Genomic DNA, 18,783 nt, shown 5'->3' on the forward strand with positions numbered 1-18,783 from the left:
TTTCCTATGTTGATGCTTTTCCTCACGGTGGCGGTTCTACATATCGTCGCATTGATTACCCCTGGCCCGGATTTCTTCTTTGTCTCGCAAACAGCCGTTAGCCGTTCACGTAAAGAAGCCATGATGGGTGTGCTGGGTATTACCTGCGGCGTCATGGTCTGGGCCGGTGTGGCGTTGCTCGGCCTTAACCTTATCCTTGAAAAAATGGCATGGTTACACAGTATTATTATGGTCGGCGGGGGCTTGTATCTGTGCTGGATGGGGTATCAGATGCTGCGCAGTGCATTGAAAAAAGAAACGGTTAAGCCGACAGAAGAAGTCAGTGTTGAGCTGGCTCGCAGCGGGCGTAGTTTCCTGAAAGGCCTGCTGACCAATCTCTCGAATCCTAAAGCTATCATTTACTTCGGCAGCGTGTTTTCACTGTTCGTCAGTAATGATGTTGGCAGCGCCGAACGTTGGGGATTATTCGTCATGATTGCCCTGGAAACCTTTGCCTGGTTCACCGTCGTTGCCAGCTTGTTCGCACTGCCGCAAATGCGCCGTGGTTATCAGCGCGTTGCGAAGTGGATTGATGGAGTTGCCGGTGCATTGTTTGCCGGATTCGGCATTCACCTGATCATCTCCCGTTAATTACGCCTGGCGTGCTCCAGCGAGGAGTGCGCCAACCAGCATAAACAGCGAACCAAATACGCGGTTCAACGCTTTCATCTGCTTTGGCCCTTTAATCCAGCCTGCAATTCGCGTCGCCAACGTCGCATAGCCAATCATCACAATAATATCGACCACTACGGTGGTTACGCCGAGCACTAAATACTGCGCGGCCTGTGGCTCATGTGGTGCGATAAACTGCGGGAAAAGTGCAGCCAGAAACACAATGCTTTTGGGGTTGGTCAGGTTCACAAAAATTGCACGTTTAAACAGACGGCTGCGTGGTTGGCTCGTGGCGAGAGTGTTCAAGTCAATGGCACCTGCGGCACGCCATTGCTGAATGCCAAGCCAGATAAGATAAGCAGCCCCCGCCCATTTCAGAATTTCAAATGCTAGCAGCGAACGTGAAAACAATGCGCCGAGGCCAATCCCAACTAATACGATGTGAATCGCCAGCCCGGTTTGCAGCCCGGCAATCGATGCCGCTGCTCCTCGATAGCCATGGCTAATGGCGGTAGTCATCGTATTTATCGCCCCGGAACCGGGTGAAAGACTCAGAATTATCGTGGTCAAAAGATAGGTTAACCACCACTCAACGCTCATGTGAAATTCCCTGGATGGACACTTTTATGCCACAATACGCTATTGTTGATGAGCGTGCTACGAATCACAAAAAGCGATATGACTCAGCATAAAAATGGATGGTCAAACAGGGAAAACGCCTTTGCGGCTTTCACCACCGGTCCGTTGATGGACTTCTGGCGACAGCGCGAAGAGTGTGAATTTTCAGGCGTCGACGAAGTGCCGGTACGCTACGTACGGTTTCGCTCGCAGGATCATGACCGGGTGATTGTTGTTTGCCCTGGGCGCATCGAAAGCTACGTCAAATATGCTGAACTGGCTTATGACTTATTCCATTGTGGATTCGATGTTTTAATCATCGACCATCGTGGGCAAGGCCGTTCAGGACGCATGCTGTCGGATTCACATCGTGGCCATGTTGCGAGATTTAGCGACTATGTCGACGATTTTGACCGCTTTTATCAACATGAAGTCGCGAATGGCCCGTGGAGAAAACGCTATGCGTTAGCGCATTCCATGGGGGGCGCAATCATCACGCTGTGGCTTGAAAAAAACTCACAATGTTTTGATGCGGTTGCACTTTGTGCGCCAATGTTTGGCATCGCGCTGCGCTGGCCGGACTGGATGGTGCGCCATATTCTTGACTGGGCCGAGGGACATCAGCGTTTTCGTGAAGGTTATGCAATCGGAACAGGCCGCTGGCGTGCCTTACCATTTAGCGTTAATGTCCTGACTCATAGCCGTGAACGTTACCGCCGCAACCTGCGTTTTTATGCTGACGAGCCAGCGTTACGGGTTGGCGGGCCAACAAATCACTGGGTAAGAGAAGGGATACTCGCAGGAGAACAGGTTTTAGCGGGAGCCACTGCTATCACCACGCCGATTTTTATCCTGCAGGCAGAGGAGGAACGCGTCGTTGATAACCGCGCACATGACCAATTCTGTGAAATTCGAGCCGCGGCGGGCAACCCTTGTGAGGGGGAAACACCTTACGTCATAAACGGTGCGTATCATGAGATCCTGTTCGAAAAGGACGATATGCGGACCGAAGCGCTGAATGCCATCATCGCTTTTTTTGATAGGCATAACTAAATACCGACTTAAACACCAGAGGTTCCAAATCCTATGTACCATGTCGTTGCGTCTGACTTAGATGGCACGTTGCTGTCCCCCGATCACCTTCTTACTCCGTATGCAAAAGAAACGCTGAAACTGCTCACTGCTGAAGGAGTTAATTTCGTCTTCGCAACGGGTCGCCACCATATCGACGTGGGGCAAATTCGCGATAACCTCGAAATCAAAGCCTACATGATCACCTCTAACGGCGCGCGCGTACATGATACTGACGGCAACCTGGTGTTCAGCCACGATCTCGACCATGACATCGCCCAGGATCTCTTTGGTGTCGTACATACCAATCAAGATATCGTGACCAACGTCTATCGCGGCGATCAGTGGTTTATGAACCGCCATCGTCCTGAAGAGATGAAGTATTTTAAAGAAGCCGTGTTTAACTACAGCCTGTTTGAGCCAGGTTTGCTGGAAGCCGATGGCGTCAGCAAAGTGTTCTTCACCTGTGATTCTCACGAAAAATTGCTACCGCTGGAGCAAGCGTTGCTCGCTCGCTGGGGCGACCGCGTGAACGTGAGTTTCTCGACGCTGACTTGCCTGGAAGTGATGGCAGGTGGCGTGTCAAAAGGCCATGCGCTGGAAGCGGTATCCAAAGCGATGGGCTACGGCCTGAAAGACTGCATTTCCTTTGGCGACGGCATGAATGACGCTGAAATGCTCAGCATGGCGGGTAAAGGCTGCATCATGGGCAACGCTCACCAGCGCCTGAAAGACTTGCTGCCAGAGCTGGAAGTCATCGGCACCAACGCTGATAACGCGGTTCCACATTACCTGCGTAAGATGTTCCTCGGTAAAGATTGATTCGTAAAATCGAGTGGTGAATAAATCACCGCTCGTCAACCAAATAGTTCAGCTCCGGTTCATACCCTTCGCTACAATGGTGAATAAATTGCCTGTAGTTGAGACTTCATCGTGCCGTTACTCATCATCACCACCATTCTGTGGGCCTTCTCTTTTAGCCTGATTGGCGAATACCTTGCCGGGCATGTCGACAGCTATTTTTCCGTGCTGATGCGCGTCGGACTTGCGGCGTTAGTGTTCCTGCCGTTCCTGCGTTTCAAAGGCTACAGCGCGAAAACGCTGTTGCTGTACATGCTGGTGGGCGCGTTACAACTCGGCGTGATGTACCTGTTTAGCTTCCAGGCTTATCTCTACCTCACCGTTTCTGAATTCCTGCTGTTTACGGTAATGACGCCACTTTACGTCACGCTGATTTACGACCTGATCAGTGGCAATAAGCTGCGCTGGGGCTATGCGTTAAGCGCAGGGTTGGCGGTGATTGGTGCGGCGATTATTCGCTACGATAAAGTCAGCGATCACTTCTGGATTGGCTTGCTTTTGGTGCAGGCGGCAAACATCTGTTTCGCTATCGGTATGGTGGGTTACAAACGCCTGATGGAAACGCGCCCGATGCCACAGCATTGCGCATTTTCATGGTTTTATCTCGGGGCTTTAATCGTGGCCGTTACGGCCTGGTTTGCGCTTGGGAACCCGCAAAAACTGCCGACGACAAATCTGCAATGGGGCATTCTGGTGTGGCTTGGGGTTGTCGCGTCAGGGCTGGGGTACTTCATGTGGAACTACGGTGCCACGCAGGTGGATGCGGGCACGCTCGGCATCATGAACAACGTGCATGTTCCGGCGGGGCTGCTGGTTAACCTCGCCATCTGGCAAGAGCAACCCCATTGGCCGAGTTTTATTATTGGTGGGTCGGTGATAATGGCTTCGCTATGGGTACATCGCCATTGGGTCGCTCCGCGTTCTTCACAAACGGCAGATGCTCACAAGCGTGTGAACGCGTCGAGCGAATAAAGGCTTCCGTCACCGGTTGACGCTGCTCGCCATCGCGCACGGCGGCGTACAACCGGCTCCAGAGTCCTTCACCCAGGGTTTTGGTCACAACCAGACCCTGGCGTTCAACATTCTCCACTACCCAATGCGGCAGCGCGGCAATTCCCATGCGTGCCGACACCATCTGAATCAACAACAACGTGTTATCGACACTTTTCAGCGATGGACTTACGCCCGCTGGTTGCAGGAAATGCCGCCAGATATCCAGACGTTGGCGCTGGACCGGGTAAATCAATAACGTTTCGCTGCTCAAATCTTCCGGCTCAATACGCGTTTTATTCGCCAGCGGGTGATCCGTTGCCAGCACCAGGCGCACTTCATAATCAAACATCGGCGAATAGTGCAGACCGCTGCGCGGCAGGATGTCAGACGTTAACACGATATCCAGCTCACTTTGTTGCAGTGCAGGCTGCGGGTCGAACGTCACGCCAGATTTGAAATCCAGATCCACCTGCGGCCAGGTTTTGTGGAAGTTTTCCAGCGCGGGCGTCAGCCACTGAATACAGCTATGGCATTCGATGGCGATGCGAAGCCGGGTTTGGTGCGGTTCGTTGCAAGCCTGCAGCGCACGGCTAATCTGCGGCAGCACTTGTTCAGCCAATTGCAGTAGCACCTCGCCCTGCGGCGTAAACCGTAGTGGCTGACTTTTACGGACAAACAGGCGGAACCCAAGCCGCTGCTCCAGATCGCTGAACTGATGAGAGAGCGCCGATTGGGTTTGATGCAACGCGGCGGCGGCGGCGGCTAAAGAGCCGCAATTTCGTAACGCCTGGAGCGTCCGCAGGTGTTTGATCTCGATCATGAAAGTCCTTCACTTCGGCATGAGCAAATTGCGCTTGAGGAATATACAGTACATTTGCAAGATGGCGGTGTAAACATCTGGATGGCTAAATACGAAAAATTCCTCAAGGGGCATAACATGACAATACTTAATCACACCCTCGGCTTCCCACGTGTCGGCCTGCGTCGCGAACTGAAAAAAGCACAAGAAAGCTACTGGGCAGGCAACTCCACTCAGGAAGAATTGCTGGCGGTGGGCCGCGAACTGCGTGCTCGCCACTGGGAACAACAAAAAGAAGCTGGTGTGGAACTGCTGCCAGTGGGCGATTTCGCCTGGTACGATCACGTTCTGACCACCAGCTTGCTGCTTGGCAACGTGCCGGCTCGTCATCAGAACGCGGACGGCAGCGTCGATATCGACACTTTATTCCGTCTGGGCCGTGGCCGTGCACCCACTGGTGAGCCAGCCGCAGCCGCTGAAATGACCAAATGGTTCAACACTAACTACCACTACATGGTGCCGGAATTCACCAAAGGCCAGCAGTTCAAACTGACATGGACACAGCTGCTGGATGAAGTAGACGAAGCGCTGGCACTCGGCCATAACGTAAAACCTGTGCTGCTTGGCCCGGTCACTTATCTATGGCTGGGTAAAATCAAAGGCGAGCAGTTTGACCGCCTGGGCCTGCTGAAAGATATTCTTCCTGTTTACCAGCAGGTGCTGGCGGAACTGGCAAATCGCGGCATCGAATGGGTGCAAATCGACGAACCTGCATTGGTGCTGGAGTTACCGCAGGAGTGGCTGGATGCGTTCCAACCCGCTTACGATGCGCTGGCGGGTAACGTTAAACTGTTGCTGACCACCTATTTTGAAGGCGTAACGCCCAACCTGAATACGATTACGGCGTTGCCGATTCAGGGTTTGCATGTCGACTTCGTGCATGGCAAAGACGATATCAACGCACTGCATCAGCAATTGCCAGAGAACTGGCTGCTATCGGCAGGTGTGATTAATGGCCGTAACGTCTGGCGTGCTGATTTAACGGAGAAATATGCGCAACTGAAAGATCTGGTGGGCAAACGTGATCTTTGGGTTGCCTCTTCTTGCTCGCTGCTGCACAGCCCAATCGACCTGAGCGTTGAAACCCGTCTGGATGAAGAAGTAAAAAGCTGGTTTGCCTTCGCGTTGCAAAAATGTGCCGAGTTGTCTTTGCTCACTGATGCGCTGAACAGCGGTAACACCGAAAAACTGGCAGAGTGGAGTGCGCCGATTCAGGCTCGTCGCCATTCACAGCGCGTACATAACGCGGCAGTAGAACAGCGCCTGGCAAAAATTACCGCACAAGACAGCCAACGTCAGAGCGAATATACCGTTCGTGCTCAGGCCCAGCGTCACCGCTTTAACTTGCCTGTCTGGCCGACGACCACCATCGGTTCGTTCCCGCAAACCACTGAAATTCGCGGCCTGCGCCTCGATTTCAAAAAGGGAAATCTTGATGCCAACAACTACCGTACCGGCATCGCGGAACACATCAAACAGGCTGTTGCCGAGCAGGAACGTTTAGGTCTGGACGTGCTGGTGCATGGTGAAGCGGAACGTAACGACATGGTGGAATATTTCGGCGAGCACCTCGACGGCTTCGTGTTTACTCAAAACGGTTGGGTGCAGAGCTACGGTTCGCGCTGCGTGAAACCACCGGTTGTAATTGGTGACATCAGCCGCCCGGAAGCGATTACCGTGGAATGGGCGAAATACGCGCAATCCCTGACCGACAAACCGGTAAAAGGCATGCTGACTGGTCCGGTGACGATTCTGTGCTGGTCATTCCCACGCGAAGATGTGAGCCGCGAAACTATCGCTAAGCAAATCGCATTAGCGCTGCGCGACGAAGTGGCAGATCTGGAAGCTGCAGGTATCGGCATCATCCAGATTGATGAACCCGCTCTGCGCGAAGGTTTACCGCTGCGCCGTTCCGACTGGCAGGCGTATCTGGAATGGGGTGTGGAAGCCTTCCGCCTGAACGCTGCAGTCGTGCGTGATGATACGCAAATCCACACTCACATGTGTTACTGCGAGTTCAACGACATCATGGATTCTATTGCAGCGCTGGATGCAGACGTGATCACCATCGAAACCTCGCGTTCCGATATGGACCTGCTGGAGTCGTTTAAAGAGTTCGAATACCCGAATGAAATCGGGCCGGGCGTATATGACATTCACTCACCGAATGTGCCGAGCGTGGAATGGATTGAAGCTCTGCTAAGGAAAGCTGCAGAGTCTGTTCCGGCAGAACGCTTGTGGGTGAACCCGGACTGTGGTCTGAAAACCCGCGGCTGGCCGGAAACTCGCCAGGCACTGGCAAACATGGTGAAAGCGGCGAAGAACCTGCGTAGCGCTTAATTAAAACGGTGGATGACGCTGGCGCTTATCCACCCTACAACATCTAAACGTGTATGCCGGATAAGCGCAGCCTCATTCGGCATTATTGCTTTTTCTCTATCTTCCAGTTTCTGGGTTCGATGGTCTTACAGAGTTCTAGGTCAGTGACATAATAATTGCCGAGTTTTTCTTGCGGGCAATTGCTATAAGGTGAAAACGCCAAGCCGATGGGGATTAGGAAAGCGATGATGAGACATACTATGCTGACAATTAAACCAAATGCTCCATAAATGCTTCCAATGAAGGTTTGGGTCGTAGGGGGTTTTATTCCTCTCATGAAAAGTACACGAAGTGAAATTAATATAAAGTAAATATATATTGGGGTCCCGGCCGATCCAGCGACAGCTTTAGTATGGTAAACGATAATATTGCCGTGAACATACAGCGAGTGAAGGTCATACATTGGAACAGAACAGAAAATGAAATAAAGCGTGGCTGACATTATTGCTATCATGACGACAGCAGCACCACGATATAGTAGCCATTCTAAAATAGTTTCTCTATTCATGTCTTTCTAAGGTCCAGTTTTTGTAATCGATGTTTTTGCATAGTTTTAAGTCAGTAACATAAAAAGCACCGAGCTTTTCCTGAGGGCAGTTGTGGTAAGGTGTAAACATCAGGCCGATGGGAATTAAAAATGCGATGATGAAACCTGAAAGGGTTACAAACGCAATGACTGGCGTAAGGATAATACCAATTGCTGTTTGGGTGGTGGGCGGCTTTATCCCTTTTGTGACAAGTACGCGAAGACCTAGGAATATACCGTAGACATAAACAGGAATTCCTGCTGCCCCAGCTATAGCTTTAGTATGGTAAACGATAATTTCGTCATGCATATATAATGAGTGAAGGTCATACATTGGTACGGAGAAGAAAATAAAATAAAGGATGACTGACATGATTGCTATCATGACGACAGCAGCACCACGATACAGTAGCCATTCTAAAATAGTTTCTCTATTCATGTCTTTCTATCTTCCAGTTTCTGGGTTCGATGTTCTTACAGAGTTCTAAATCAGTGACATAATAATTGCCGAGTTTTTCTTGCGGGCAATTGCTATAAGGCGAAAACGCCAAACCGATGGGGATTAGGAAAGCGATGATGAATGATAAGAAAGTTACAATGACACAAACACCGCTACAGACCTTACCGATAGAGGTTTGTGTTGTAGGTGGTTTAACTCCTTTGGTAAAAAATACTCGAAGAGCAACGAATATAGAATAGATGCAAAGAGGTATGGCACCCACACAAGCGACAGCTTTAGCATGATAAACGATGATCTCATTATGTAATAATAATGATCGGAGATCGTACATTGGTACGGAGTACAATATGAAATAAAGTAATGCATACATTATGAGAATCAAAACGACAGCAGCGCCACGATACAGTAGCCATTCTAAAATGGTTTCTCTATTCATGTCTTTCTAAGGTCCAGTTTTTGTAATCGATGTTTGTGCATAGTTTTAAGTCAGTAACATAAAAAGCACGGAGATTTTCCTGAGGGCAGTTGTGGTAAGGTGTAAACATCAGGCCGATGGGAATTAAAAATGCGATGATGAAGCCTGGAATGGTCGTCATTACAAAAAATGGCATGAAAATAACGCCAATAGCTGTTTGCTTGGTGGGTGGCATTACTCCTTTTGAGAAAAGCACACGAATGCCCGCACATATACTATAGATATAAATAGGGAGCCCGGCCGCACCCGCCATACCTTTAGTATGGTATGAGATAATGTCACCATGCAAATATAATGACCATAACTGATCTATCGTGTCGTCGATAAATAAAATGCAATAAACTATCGCAGACATTATTAAGATCAAAATAATAGCAGCACCTTTATAGAGTAACCACTTTAAGATAGTATTTCTGCTCATTTTTAGTCCGATGTATTCGCGAGTAAGTTTAAAAATGAAGAAGAATGTTGTTGATTCCAGTCTTTCATTCGTTGTTCTTCTGCTAGTGCTATACGAATTTTTTCTTTTAGACTTACCGATAGACCTACTTTATCGTCTAGGATATTTAATCCTGCATTCAGGATGATTCCTACCCCTATAACTACAAAAGTTGTAATAATTACTGGCGCTCCCAGTAAAACAAATATCCCACCCACAACCCCAAGCACCACACTTGACACAATAATCTTTGCCACGTCCATCGTGACATCAACCAGAAAATCAACAAGATCATAATGTGATTTAAATATCAGTTCCACCGCTCGCCAGGCAAGTGAGCAACAAATACAAAATTTAGTGCCTTTAACAATTGAAGTGCCGAGTCCACGTATTCCAATCCCCATTTCCAGTATTTGTGGATTGCGTAAACTATAACGAGTGCCATTGAGAACACGCCGCAATGCAGGGTAGCCTGTTAACTTAATATAATCCGTTCCGCCTAAACGGCATTTTAGCGCTCTGATTCCCAGTGACTGGAATCTGATAACGAGTTTTCCAAATTCATTATGGTATGTCATCAATTTACTGGCAGTTCGAAAGCCATCCAGACCGTCTTTGATATTCCCGAGCCCAGCCCGGTAAGAAAACATATAATCAACCTTGCCGAGAAGTTCATCCACAACATTCTGCGCTTCATCCAGCGTAAGCAACATGATGTAGTGGCTTTCTGTAATAAATGAACCATTCATTACAGCCATATCACGCATTGCGGGGTTCATGCTGGGAAAGGAGCTAAAGGTATGCTCATCTAACAAATAGTCTTTGGGTTTATGCGGCCTCAGTTCTGACATGACTTATTCCCTTTATCATGGTTTCTTAAGAAATATGTTTTAAACAGAAGGTTTTCAGATTCTGTTCTTAAGAATAAAGGGATGCAAATTATTTATAGTATCAATCCGGTTATTAACTATTTATATAGTTAATGTCCATTCTGTAAATTATTGATTAAATATATAAGCCAATAAAAATATGTAACAGGCTATAGAACTAAGTTCCCTTTACTTAAACCCACCTCCACTTTCGGATGTAATAAATAACCCATACACCAACGTGTTGTAAGGCGACAGGATTAAAAAACAGACTCAAGAGTGTGAGCCAGTACACTTACTATGATTGTGGGTGCGCCCTGGCGACACCAGGGCGCACTCTATTATTTCTTTGCCCCGTAACGCTCGAACCAGCGCAACATGCGCTGCCAGGCATCTTTTGCTGATTCTTCATGGTAGCTCGGACGATAATCTGCATTGAAGGCATGACCTGCTTCGGGATAGACGATAATTTCTGCGTTAGCATTCGCTGCGCGTAACGCCTGGCGCATGGTTTCTACGGTATCCAGCGGTATTCCCGTATCTTGCCCGCCGTAAAGTCCGAGTACCGGTGCATTAAGGTTGATAGCCACATCGACCGGGTGATGTGGAGAATTCAGCGATTTTTCTCCCACCAGTTTACCGTACCAGGCGACCGCCGCTTTCAATTGTGGATTATGCGCGGCGTATAACCATGCGATACGTCCGCCCCAACAAAAACCAGTCACCATCAGGCGGTGCGCATCACCGCCATTTCTCGCTGCCCAGTTGGCTACGTGATCGAGATCTGCCAGAACTTGCGCATCGGGAACTTTAGAAACCAGCCCGCTAAACAGCGTCTGAATATCAGCAAAATCATTAGGATCGCCCTGGCGGAAGTAGAGTTCCGGCGCAACAGCAAGATAGCCTTCTAACGCCAGACGACGGCAAACATCGCGAATGTGTTCATGTACACCGAAAATTTCCTGCACCACAATTACGATGGGTAAAGAGCCTTCAACACCTTTCGGCCGGGCGTGGTAGGCGGGCATATTTTCGCCCTGAGTGGGAATAGATGTTTCCCCTGCCAGAACTCCGTCGTCCGGGGTATGTAATACAGTGGAAGCAAGAGGGGAGGCCGCGGGTGCAAAATTTCCGCCCGGCGATTGACCTGATTGTTGTTCTTCTTTCATTGTCATTATCCTTTTTTAATAGCGCACAGCGGTAACTATAGCCAACCCCGTGCAAATTGAATGAATTTGGGAGTGGTTCGGTGCCTGTTGTTTAGGTATAAGCGCAATGAATGAATACCTGCATAAATGTGATTTTCATCACTATTGCAGTTGAAAATAATGTAACTTGTTTCATTCAAAGTGAAATGCGTCACGAAATTCTTTGCCGGGGTTCTGTACAGTACCTCTAAGCAATGCAAGCCAACCTATTAAACAGAGGAGTCTGTTATGTCCAAGTCTGATGTTTTTCACCTCGGCCTCACTAAAAGCGACCTGCAGGGTGCAACACTTGCCATCGTCCCGGGCGACCCTGAGCGAGTTGAAAAAATCGCTGTACTGATGGACAAGCCGGTCAAATTGGCTGCCCACCGTGAATTTACTACCTGGCGTGCTGAGTTAGACGGCAAGCCAGTGATCGTCTGCTCAACCGGTATCGGTGGCCCGTCTACTTCTATTGCTGTGGAAGAACTGGCGCAACTGGGCATTCGTACCTTCTTGCGTATTGGCACGACCGGTGCGATTCAGCCACATATCAACGTCGGTGATGTTCTGGTGACTACGGCTTCTGTGCGCCTTGATGGTGCCAGCCTGCACTTCGCGCCAATGGAATTCCCAGCGGTTGCTGATTTTGCGTGTACCACCGCTCTGGTTGAAGCTGCGAAATCTATCGGCGCGACCACGCACATTGGCGTGACGGCGTCCTCCGATACTTTCTACCCAGGCCAGGAGCGTTACGACACCTTCTCAGGCCGCGTAGTGAACCGCTACAAAGGCTCCATGGAAGAGTGGCAGCAGATGGGCGTGATGAACTATGAGATGGAATCCGCCACACTGTTGACCATGTGCGCAAGCCAGGGTCTGCGTGCCGGTATGGTTGCAGGCGTGATTGTAAACCGTACTCAGCAAGAAATTCCTAACGCTGAAACCATGAAGAAAACCGAAAGCCACGCGGTGAAAATTGTGGTCGAAGCGGCTCGTCGCTTAATCTAATGCCCCAAAGCCGGTGCAAGCCGGCTTATTTTTACGCTTTGCGTAATGCCTCGCAGGAAATCCCTTTTCATCTGGACATTTATACAGCAGAATTTTATTTTGCTGATGCCTGGTATGACTTTGTGGGAGTGACTGTGGATATTTCTATTTTATTCGGGCTCGGTATTGCGCTGGTGGGTGTTCTGACTGGCTGGTTGCTGGCAAGTTTGCGCGCAGCACAGCGGCAATCCGCACTGTATGAAGAGCAGCGAGAAATCTACGGCGAACTCACTGCTGCCCGGCAAGAATTGCAGCAAAACCAGCACTGGAAAGAGGAATGCGAGCAACTCAATCGTGAATTACGCACGCAGCTAGAAATCAACAGTGCGCAGGAAGCGGACATCCGTGAGCTTTCCACATTGCTTGAACAAACCCGTCTTAATGCTGACGATAAACATCGCCAGATGCTTAATAGCGAACAGCGACTCAGCGAACAATTTGAAAACCTCGCCAACCGAATCTTTGAACAAAGCGGCCGAAAAGTTGAAGAACAAAACCGCCAAAGTTTGAATGGCTTGCTGTCGCCATTGCGCGAACAACTGGATGGCTTTCGCCGCCAGGTGCAGGATAGCTTTGGTCAGGAGGCTCGCGAGCGGCACACGTTAACTCATGAGATCCGCAACCTTCAGCAGCTAAATGCTCAGATGGCACAAGAGGCGCTAAACCTCACCAAAGCCCTGAAAGGGGATAACAAAACGCAGGGTAACTGGGGTGAGGTCGTATTGACCCGCGTACTGGAAGCATCCGGTTTACGTGAAGGTTATGAATACGAAACTCAGGTGAATATCCAGCTCGAAAATAACAGCCGTATGCAGCCAGATGTCATCGTACGTTTGCCGCAAGGCAAAGATGTGGTGATCGACGCCAAGATGACGCTGGTGGCCTATGAACGTTATTACAATGGCGACGACGAGTTAACGCGAGAAAGTGCGCTCAATGAACATATTGCAGCGATGCGTAATCACATTCGTATGCTGGGCCGCAAAGATTATCAGCAATTACCGGGTTTGCGTTCGCTGGATTATGTGTTGATGTTTATCCCCGTCGAACCTGCATTTTTACTGGCGATTGACCGCCAGCCTGAACTCATCAGCGAAGCGCTGAAAAATAACATCATGCTGGTTAGCCCAACCACATTGTTGGTGGCATTAAGAACCGTTGCCAATTTGTGGCGTTATGAGCATCAAAGCCGGAATGCGCAACAAATTGCCGAACGTGCCAGTCGGCTATATGACAAAATGCGCCTCTTTGTTGATGATATGTCGGCGATCGGCCAGAGCCTCGATAAAGCGCAGGATAACTTCCGGCAGGCGATGAAAAAACTCGCTTCGGGACGTGGCAATATTCTCGTGCAGGCCGATGCGTTTCGTGGCCTGGGCGTTGAGGTTAAACGTGAGATTAATCCAGATTTGGTCGAGCAGGCCAGATTTGAAGAAGACGATAATTCAGCTAGCCACGAGCATGAATTAGATGAAGAAAACCTGGATGAGAACAATTTGGATAACAGACATATCGTGGGTGAACGCTAAACCCAGGTCAAGCGCATGGCTTGAAGCATAGGGCTTTAGGCCTCATTCTGTTACACTTCACAAACATTTTTTGGACAAGCAGGCATTGAGATGGTTGAAGAATCCCAGGAAACAACACACTTTGGTTTTCGCACTGTAGCGAAAGAGCAAAAGGCCGATATGGTCGCTAATGTGTTCCACTCTGTGGCCGCAAAATACGACGTAATGAATGATCTGATGTCATTCGGCATCCATCGCATCTGGAAGCGTTTCACCATTGATTGCAGTGGTGTCCGTCGTGGTCAGCGTGTACTCGATTTAGCGGGAGGCACCGGTGATTTAACCGCTAAATTCTCCCGTCTGGTCGGTGAAACAGGCGAAGTGGTTCTGGCAGATATCAACGACTCAATGCTGAAAATGGGCCGTGAGAAACTTCGCAACATCGGTGTGGTTGGCAATGTGAACTATGTTCAGGCTAACGCCGAAGCTCTGCCATTCCCGGATAACTTCTTTGACTGCATCACTATCTCTTTCGGTCTGCGTAATGTGACAGACAAAGAAAAAGCGCTGCGTTCTATGTATCGCGTATTAAAGCCGGGCGGTCGCCTGTTGGTTCTGGAATTCTCCAAACCGATTATCGAACCCCTGAGCAAAGCCTACGACGCTTACTCGTTCCATATTCTGCCGCGTATCGGTGAAATCGTGGCACAGGATGCAGAAAGCTACCGTTATCTGGCGGAGTCGATTCGCATGCATCCGGATCAAGAAACGCTGAAAGCGATGATGGAAGATGCGGGCTTTGAAAACACCACTTACTTCAACCTGACTGCTGGCGTTGTTGCTTTGCACCGTGGTTATAAATTCTGACAGGGAGTTCGTGATGCCTTTTACACCTCTGATGACTGCTGGGATTGAAAGTGTTCTCAATACCTTTCTCTGGCGTGACCGGGGATTAAAAGCGGCACGTCAGCGCTTAATGGGTAAGGTGTTACGCGTCGAGCTCAAAGAGTTCGCTTCTCCCCTCGTTTTAGTCTTCAGCGAGCAGCAAATTGACGTGTTAGGTCAATGGGAAGGTGAAGCAGATTGTGTGGTGAAAACCGCTCTTAGCACTCTGCCAAAACTGCGTGACAGGCAACAGCTTACTGCGCTGATTCGTAGCGGTGAGTTGGAAGTGGAAGGCGATCTTCAGGTCGTTCAGAATTGGGTCGCGTTGATGGACCTTGCTGAATTTGATCCGGCAGAATTATTGGCTCCGTATATCGGAGACATTGCTGCAGAAGGCATCGGCAAGGTGATTCGCGGCGGCAGTAAGTTGCTAAAAAAAGGCTTCAGCCGTAACCAACAATACCTTTCAGAAGCGATTACTGAAGAGTGGAAGATGGCTCCAGGCTCGCTGGAAGTCGCATGGTTTGCTGAGGAAACGGCAGCAGTCGAACGTCAGGTCGAAGCACTCGTTGCGCGACTGGAAAAACTGGAGAACAAATGACGCCTGGAGAAATTCGCCGCCTCTATTTCATCGTTCGCACTTTCTTGAGTTACGGTTTGGATGAGCTGATCCCGCGTATCCGCATTACGCTGCCGTTACGTATCTGGCGACGTATGCTTTTCTGGATGCCAAACCGTCATAAAGACAAACTCCTCGGTGAGCGTTTACGCCTGGCATTACAGGAACTGGGTCCGGTATGGATTAAGTTTGGGCAGATGCTCTCAACTCGTCGCGACCTGTTTCCACCGCAAATAGCTGACCAGCTTGCCATGCTCCAGGACCGTGTTGCGCCCTTTGATGGAGCATTAGCAAAACAACAAATCGAACAAGCGATGGGCGGTATTCCTGTTGAGACCTGGTTTGATGATTTTGATATCACGCCGCTGGCGTCGGCTTCCATAGCCCAGGTTCATACGGCTCGCCTGAAAGAAAATGGCCGTGAAGTGGTCATTAAAGTGATTCGCCCGGATATCCTGCCGATTATTAGAGCCGATATGAAGCTTATCTATCGCCTCGCGCGTTGGGTGCCGCGGCTCTTGCCTGATGGTCGCCGTTTGCGTCCACTGGAAGTGGTGCGTGAATACGAAAAAACACTCATTGATGAGCTGAATCTTCTGCGTGAATCTGCGAACGCTATTCAGTTGCGCCGTAATTTTGAAGACAGCCCAATGCTATATGTGCCGGAGGTGTTCTCTGACTATTGTAGCCAGGACATGATGGTGATGGAGCGCATCTACGGCATTCCCGTTTCTGACATTGCCATGCTTCACAAGCAAGGCACTAACATGAAATTGTTGGCAGAACGTGGCGTGCAGGTGTTCTTCACTCAGGTTTTCCGCGACAGTTTCTTCCATGCTGATATGCATCCTGGCAACATCTTTGTGAGCTATGAGCACCCGGAAGATCCGCAATATATCGGTATCGACTGCGGCATTGTTGGCTCGCTCAACAAGGAAGATAAGCGCTATCTGGCAGAAAACTTTATTGCTTTCTTTAACCGTGATTATCGCAAAGTGGCTGAGTTGCATGTGGACTCTGGCTGGGTGCCTCCCGATACCAACGTTGAAGACTTTGAGTTTGCGATTCGTACTGTTTGCGAACCTATCTTCGAGAAACCACTGGCAGAGATTTCTTTTGGTCACGTATTGCTGAACCTGTTTAACACGGCTCGTCGCTTTAATATGGAAGTTCAGCCGCAGCTTGTTTTGCTGCAAAAGACGCTTCTTTACGTTGAAGGCCTCGGAAGACAGCTTTATCCAGAACTAGATCTGTGGAAAACAGCCAAACCTTTCCTGGAAGACTGGATCAAAGATCAGGTTGGAATACCGGCACTTATTCGCACCCTTAAAGAGAAAGCGCCGTTCTGGATTGAAAAAATGCCAGAACTACCGGAACTGATGTACGACAGTTTGCGCCAGGGTAAACAATTACAAAATAGTGTTGATAAAATAACGCGTGATTTACAACGTAATCAGGTTCGTCAGGCACAATCGCGCTACCTGTTCGGCATCGGTGCGACGCTGATGATAAGCGGCACGTTATTACTCATTAACAAGCCTGAATGGGAATTTATGCCCGCCTGGATAATGGCTGGCGGCATTGTGACCTGGTTGATTGGCTGGCGGCGCTCGGCCTGAGTTGTTTTTAATCGTTTTTAACAGACAACGTGCGGTACAATACAGACCGTTATTCTTTTTATCACTGTGACATTGAGGCAACATTATGGGTGGTATCAGTATTTGGCAATTGTTGATCATTGCCGTGATCGTCGTTCTGCTTTTCGGCACCAAAAAACTCGGTTCTATCGGCTCTGATTTGGGCGCATCCATCAAGGGCTTTAAAAAAGCCATGGGTGACGATGAAGAAAAAGAGAAAGATAAATCCGTTCAGGATGCTGATTTCACAGCGAAAACGCTTGCTGATAAGCAACCTGGCGAAGTGAAGAAAGACGAAGCAAAGAGCAACGATAAAGAGCAGGTGTAAACCGTGTTCGATATTGGTTTCGGCGAGCTGCTACTGGTATTCGTTATTGGCCTGATTGTTCTCGGGCCACAACGTTTGCCTGTGGCCGTTAAAACGGTTGTTGGCTGGGTGCGCGCGCTGCGTTCACTTGCGGCAACCGTACAAAATGAACTGGTTCAGGAACTGAAAATCCAGGAGCTGCAAGACAGCCTGAAGAAGGTTGAAAAAGCGAGCATGGATAACCTGACTCCGGAGTTAAAAGCCTCTATGGATGAGCTGCGTCAGGCGGCTGAGTCTATGAAGCGCTCGTACACGCATGAGCCTGAGAAGGCGAGCGACGAGGCTCATACCATCCATAACCCACTGGTCAAAGATGCCGAGGACAGTCACGACGGTGTGACACCTGCAGCGGCTGCGCATCAGGCTAGTGCGCCTGAAAAAGTGCCTGAAACTGCAACGGAAGAAGCATCTGTCGAGTTAATTCAGCCCCAGATTAAACCCGTCGCGGAGCCAGTCAAAACTCCAGTTTCTTCTCAACCTTCGAGTGATAAACAGTAAACATGGCCGTTGAAGATACCCAACCGCTTATCAGCCATCTGATAGAGCTGCGCAAGCGACTGTTAAATAGCATTATCGCTGTGCTGGTGATTTTCCTGGCACTGGTTTACTTTGCCAACGACATTTATCAGATTGTCTCAGCCCCGCTGATTAAGCAGATGCCGATTGGGTCAACGATGATTGCGACCGATGTTGCGTCGCCGTTTTTTGCCCCAATTAAACTGACAATTTATGTCGCCGTGTTCTTATCGGCTCCAGTCATTCTTTACCAAATCTGGGCGTTTATCGCGCCTGCGCTCTATAAGCACGAGCGCAAATTGGTGATGCCACTGCTGTTTTCCAGCACGCTGTTATTCTACATCGGCATCGCCTTTGCTTACTTCGTTGTCTTCCCGCTGGCATTTGGTTTCCTGACCAAAACTGCGCCAGTCGGTGTAATCGTATCGACCGACATTACGAAATACCTCGATTTTGTCATGGCTTTATTTATGGCGTTCGGTGTGGCGTTTGAAGTGCCGGTTGCCATTATTTTGCTGTGCTGGATGGGGGTAACTTCACCCGAAGCGCTGAAACAGAAACGCCCGTACATTTTAGTTGGTGCGTTTGTGGTCGGGATGTTGTTAACGCCACCGGATGTGTTCTCGCAGACGCTACTGGCGATTCCGATGTACTGCCTGTTTGAAGTAGGGATTTTCTTCTCTCGTTTCTATGTCGGTAAAGGGCGTAGAAGAGGTGAGGAAGAAGACCCGGAAGAAGCACCAGAAGCAGAAGACGATCACTCTAAGTAAGAGTCATAATATCAGGCCGCCCATCAGGGCGGTCGTCGTTTGG

Annotated in this window: 21 protein-coding genes; 13 read left to right on the forward strand and 8 right to left on the reverse strand. The window is 49.4% G+C overall.

Translation table 11 applies throughout. The annotated features are described in order from the left end of the window. Positions 1-6 precede the first annotated feature (6 nt). A complete protein-coding gene (gene rhtC / locus M2371_RS20615) occupies positions 7-630 on the forward strand; it encodes a threonine export protein RhtC (RefSeq protein ID WP_034492268.1) in 624 nt (207 codons plus the stop codon). On the opposite strand, the gene rhtB is transcribed toward rhtC, so the two are convergent. Further along, positions 631-1,251 (reverse strand): homoserine/homoserine lactone efflux protein, encoded by a 621-nt coding sequence (gene rhtB / locus M2371_RS20620; protein WP_034492168.1) that lies wholly within the window; start codon positions 1,249-1,251, stop codon positions 631-633. A 78-nt stretch (positions 1,252-1,329) separates the two neighbouring features. Between rhtB and pldB the strand changes: the two genes are divergently transcribed. The 3 genes from pldB (at position 1,330) to M2371_RS20635 (ending at position 4,173) form a co-directional block, all read left to right on the forward strand. Further along, positions 1,330-2,322, forward strand: a complete 993-nt coding sequence (gene pldB / locus M2371_RS20625) for a lysophospholipase L2 (RefSeq protein WP_115631932.1) — start codon at positions 1,330-1,332, stop codon at positions 2,320-2,322. 33 nt (positions 2,323-2,355) lie between these two features. Beyond that, a complete protein-coding gene (gene yigL, locus M2371_RS20630) occupies positions 2,356-3,162 on the forward strand; it encodes a sugar/pyridoxal phosphate phosphatase YigL (RefSeq protein WP_034492166.1) in 807 nt (268 codons plus the stop codon). 111 nt (positions 3,163-3,273) lie between these two features. Beyond that, positions 3,274-4,173 (forward strand): carboxylate/amino acid/amine transporter, encoded by a 900-nt coding sequence (locus tag M2371_RS20635; protein WP_172895923.1) that lies wholly within the window; start codon positions 3,274-3,276, stop codon positions 4,171-4,173. Here M2371_RS20635 and metR read toward each other — a convergent pair. Beyond that, positions 4,061-5,014, reverse strand: coding sequence for an HTH-type transcriptional regulator MetR (gene metR / locus M2371_RS20640; RefSeq protein ID WP_034492162.1), 954 nt, complete (start codon positions 5,012-5,014; stop codon positions 4,061-4,063). The genes M2371_RS20635 and metR overlap by 113 nt on opposite strands. A 117-nt stretch (positions 5,015-5,131) precedes the next feature. Here metR and metE point away from each other — a divergent pair, with 117 nt between their 5' ends. Further along, complete coding sequence (gene metE, locus M2371_RS20645; protein WP_259268587.1) at positions 5,132-7,393, forward strand: 5-methyltetrahydropteroyltriglutamate--homocysteine S-methyltransferase; 2,262 nt, start codon at positions 5,132-5,134, stop codon at positions 7,391-7,393. A gap of 82 nt (positions 7,394-7,475) precedes the next feature. On the opposite strand, the gene M2371_RS20650 is transcribed toward metE, so the two are convergent. The 6 genes from M2371_RS20650 to M2371_RS20675 all read right to left on the reverse strand — a co-directional run bounded on the left by M2371_RS20650 (position 7,476) and on the right by M2371_RS20675 (position 11,370). Next, the gene (locus tag M2371_RS20650; RefSeq protein WP_259268588.1) at positions 7,476-7,940 is read right to left on the reverse strand and encodes a hypothetical protein; all 465 of its coding nucleotides are present in this window, start codon (positions 7,938-7,940) and stop codon (positions 7,476-7,478) included. Beyond that, positions 7,933-8,397 carry a hypothetical protein gene (locus M2371_RS20655; protein ID WP_172895919.1) on the reverse strand — a complete coding sequence of 155 codons (465 nt, stop codon included), beginning with the start codon at positions 8,395-8,397 and terminating at the stop codon, positions 7,933-7,935. The genes M2371_RS20650 and M2371_RS20655 overlap by 8 nt, the downstream gene beginning before the upstream one ends. Continuing rightward, a complete protein-coding gene (locus tag M2371_RS20660; RefSeq protein ID WP_172895918.1) occupies positions 8,390-8,854 on the reverse strand; it encodes a DUF1240 domain-containing protein in 465 nt (154 codons plus the stop codon). The genes M2371_RS20655 and M2371_RS20660 overlap by 8 nt, the downstream gene beginning before the upstream one ends. Then, the gene (locus M2371_RS20665; protein WP_172895917.1) at positions 8,847-9,314 is read right to left on the reverse strand and encodes a hypothetical protein; all 468 of its coding nucleotides are present in this window, start codon (positions 9,312-9,314) and stop codon (positions 8,847-8,849) included. The genes M2371_RS20660 and M2371_RS20665 overlap by 8 nt, the downstream gene beginning before the upstream one ends. A 2-nt stretch (positions 9,315-9,316) precedes the next feature. Further along, the gene (locus M2371_RS20670) at positions 9,317-10,183 is read right to left on the reverse strand and encodes a hypothetical protein (RefSeq protein WP_172895916.1); all 867 of its coding nucleotides are present in this window, start codon (positions 10,181-10,183) and stop codon (positions 9,317-9,319) included. 359 nt (positions 10,184-10,542) lie between these two features. Next, positions 10,543-11,370, reverse strand: a complete 828-nt coding sequence (locus M2371_RS20675; RefSeq protein WP_172895915.1) for a dienelactone hydrolase family protein — start codon at positions 11,368-11,370, stop codon at positions 10,543-10,545. Between the two features lie 267 nt (positions 11,371-11,637). On the opposite strand from M2371_RS20675, the gene udp reads away from it, so the two are divergent. The 8 genes from udp to tatC all read left to right on the forward strand — a co-directional run bounded on the left by udp (position 11,638) and on the right by tatC (position 18,740). Further along, positions 11,638-12,399 (forward strand): uridine phosphorylase, encoded by a 762-nt coding sequence (gene udp / locus M2371_RS20680; protein ID WP_034492150.1) that lies wholly within the window; start codon positions 11,638-11,640, stop codon positions 12,397-12,399. 134 nt (positions 12,400-12,533) lie between these two features. Beyond that, positions 12,534-13,967, forward strand: a complete 1,434-nt coding sequence (rmuC, locus tag M2371_RS20685) for a DNA recombination protein RmuC (protein WP_259268589.1) — start codon at positions 12,534-12,536, stop codon at positions 13,965-13,967. A gap of 90 nt (positions 13,968-14,057) precedes the next feature. Next, complete coding sequence (ubiE, locus tag M2371_RS20690; RefSeq protein WP_034492146.1) at positions 14,058-14,813, forward strand: bifunctional demethylmenaquinone methyltransferase/2-methoxy-6-polyprenyl-1,4-benzoquinol methylase UbiE; 756 nt, start codon at positions 14,058-14,060, stop codon at positions 14,811-14,813. Between the two features lie 13 nt (positions 14,814-14,826). Continuing rightward, positions 14,827-15,432: an SCP2 domain-containing protein gene (locus M2371_RS20695; RefSeq protein WP_034492145.1), complete on the forward strand. Its 606-nt coding sequence runs from the start codon at positions 14,827-14,829 to the stop codon at positions 15,430-15,432. After that, positions 15,429-17,069, forward strand: coding sequence for a ubiquinone biosynthesis regulatory protein kinase UbiB (gene ubiB, locus M2371_RS20700; protein WP_034492143.1), 1,641 nt, complete (start codon positions 15,429-15,431; stop codon positions 17,067-17,069). Before M2371_RS20695 ends, ubiB begins: the two co-directional genes overlap by 4 nt. Before the next feature lie 85 nt (positions 17,070-17,154). Further along, complete coding sequence (tatA, locus tag M2371_RS20705; RefSeq protein WP_172895912.1) at positions 17,155-17,415, forward strand: Sec-independent protein translocase subunit TatA; 261 nt, start codon at positions 17,155-17,157, stop codon at positions 17,413-17,415. Positions 17,416-17,418: 3 nt separating this feature from the next. Beyond that, entirely contained in the window at positions 17,419-17,952 is a 534-nt protein-coding gene (tatB, locus tag M2371_RS20710) for a Sec-independent protein translocase protein TatB (RefSeq protein WP_172895911.1), read from the forward strand. Positions 17,953-17,954: 2 nt separating this feature from the next. After that, positions 17,955-18,740, forward strand: coding sequence for a Sec-independent protein translocase subunit TatC (gene tatC / locus M2371_RS20715; protein WP_034492136.1), 786 nt, complete (start codon positions 17,955-17,957; stop codon positions 18,738-18,740). Positions 18,741-18,783 lie beyond the last annotated feature (43 nt).

It is taken from the genome of Buttiauxella sp. BIGb0471 (genome assembly GCF_024807715.1).
In the GTDB taxonomy this organism is placed as follows: domain Bacteria; phylum Pseudomonadota; class Gammaproteobacteria; order Enterobacterales; family Enterobacteriaceae; genus Buttiauxella; species Buttiauxella agrestis.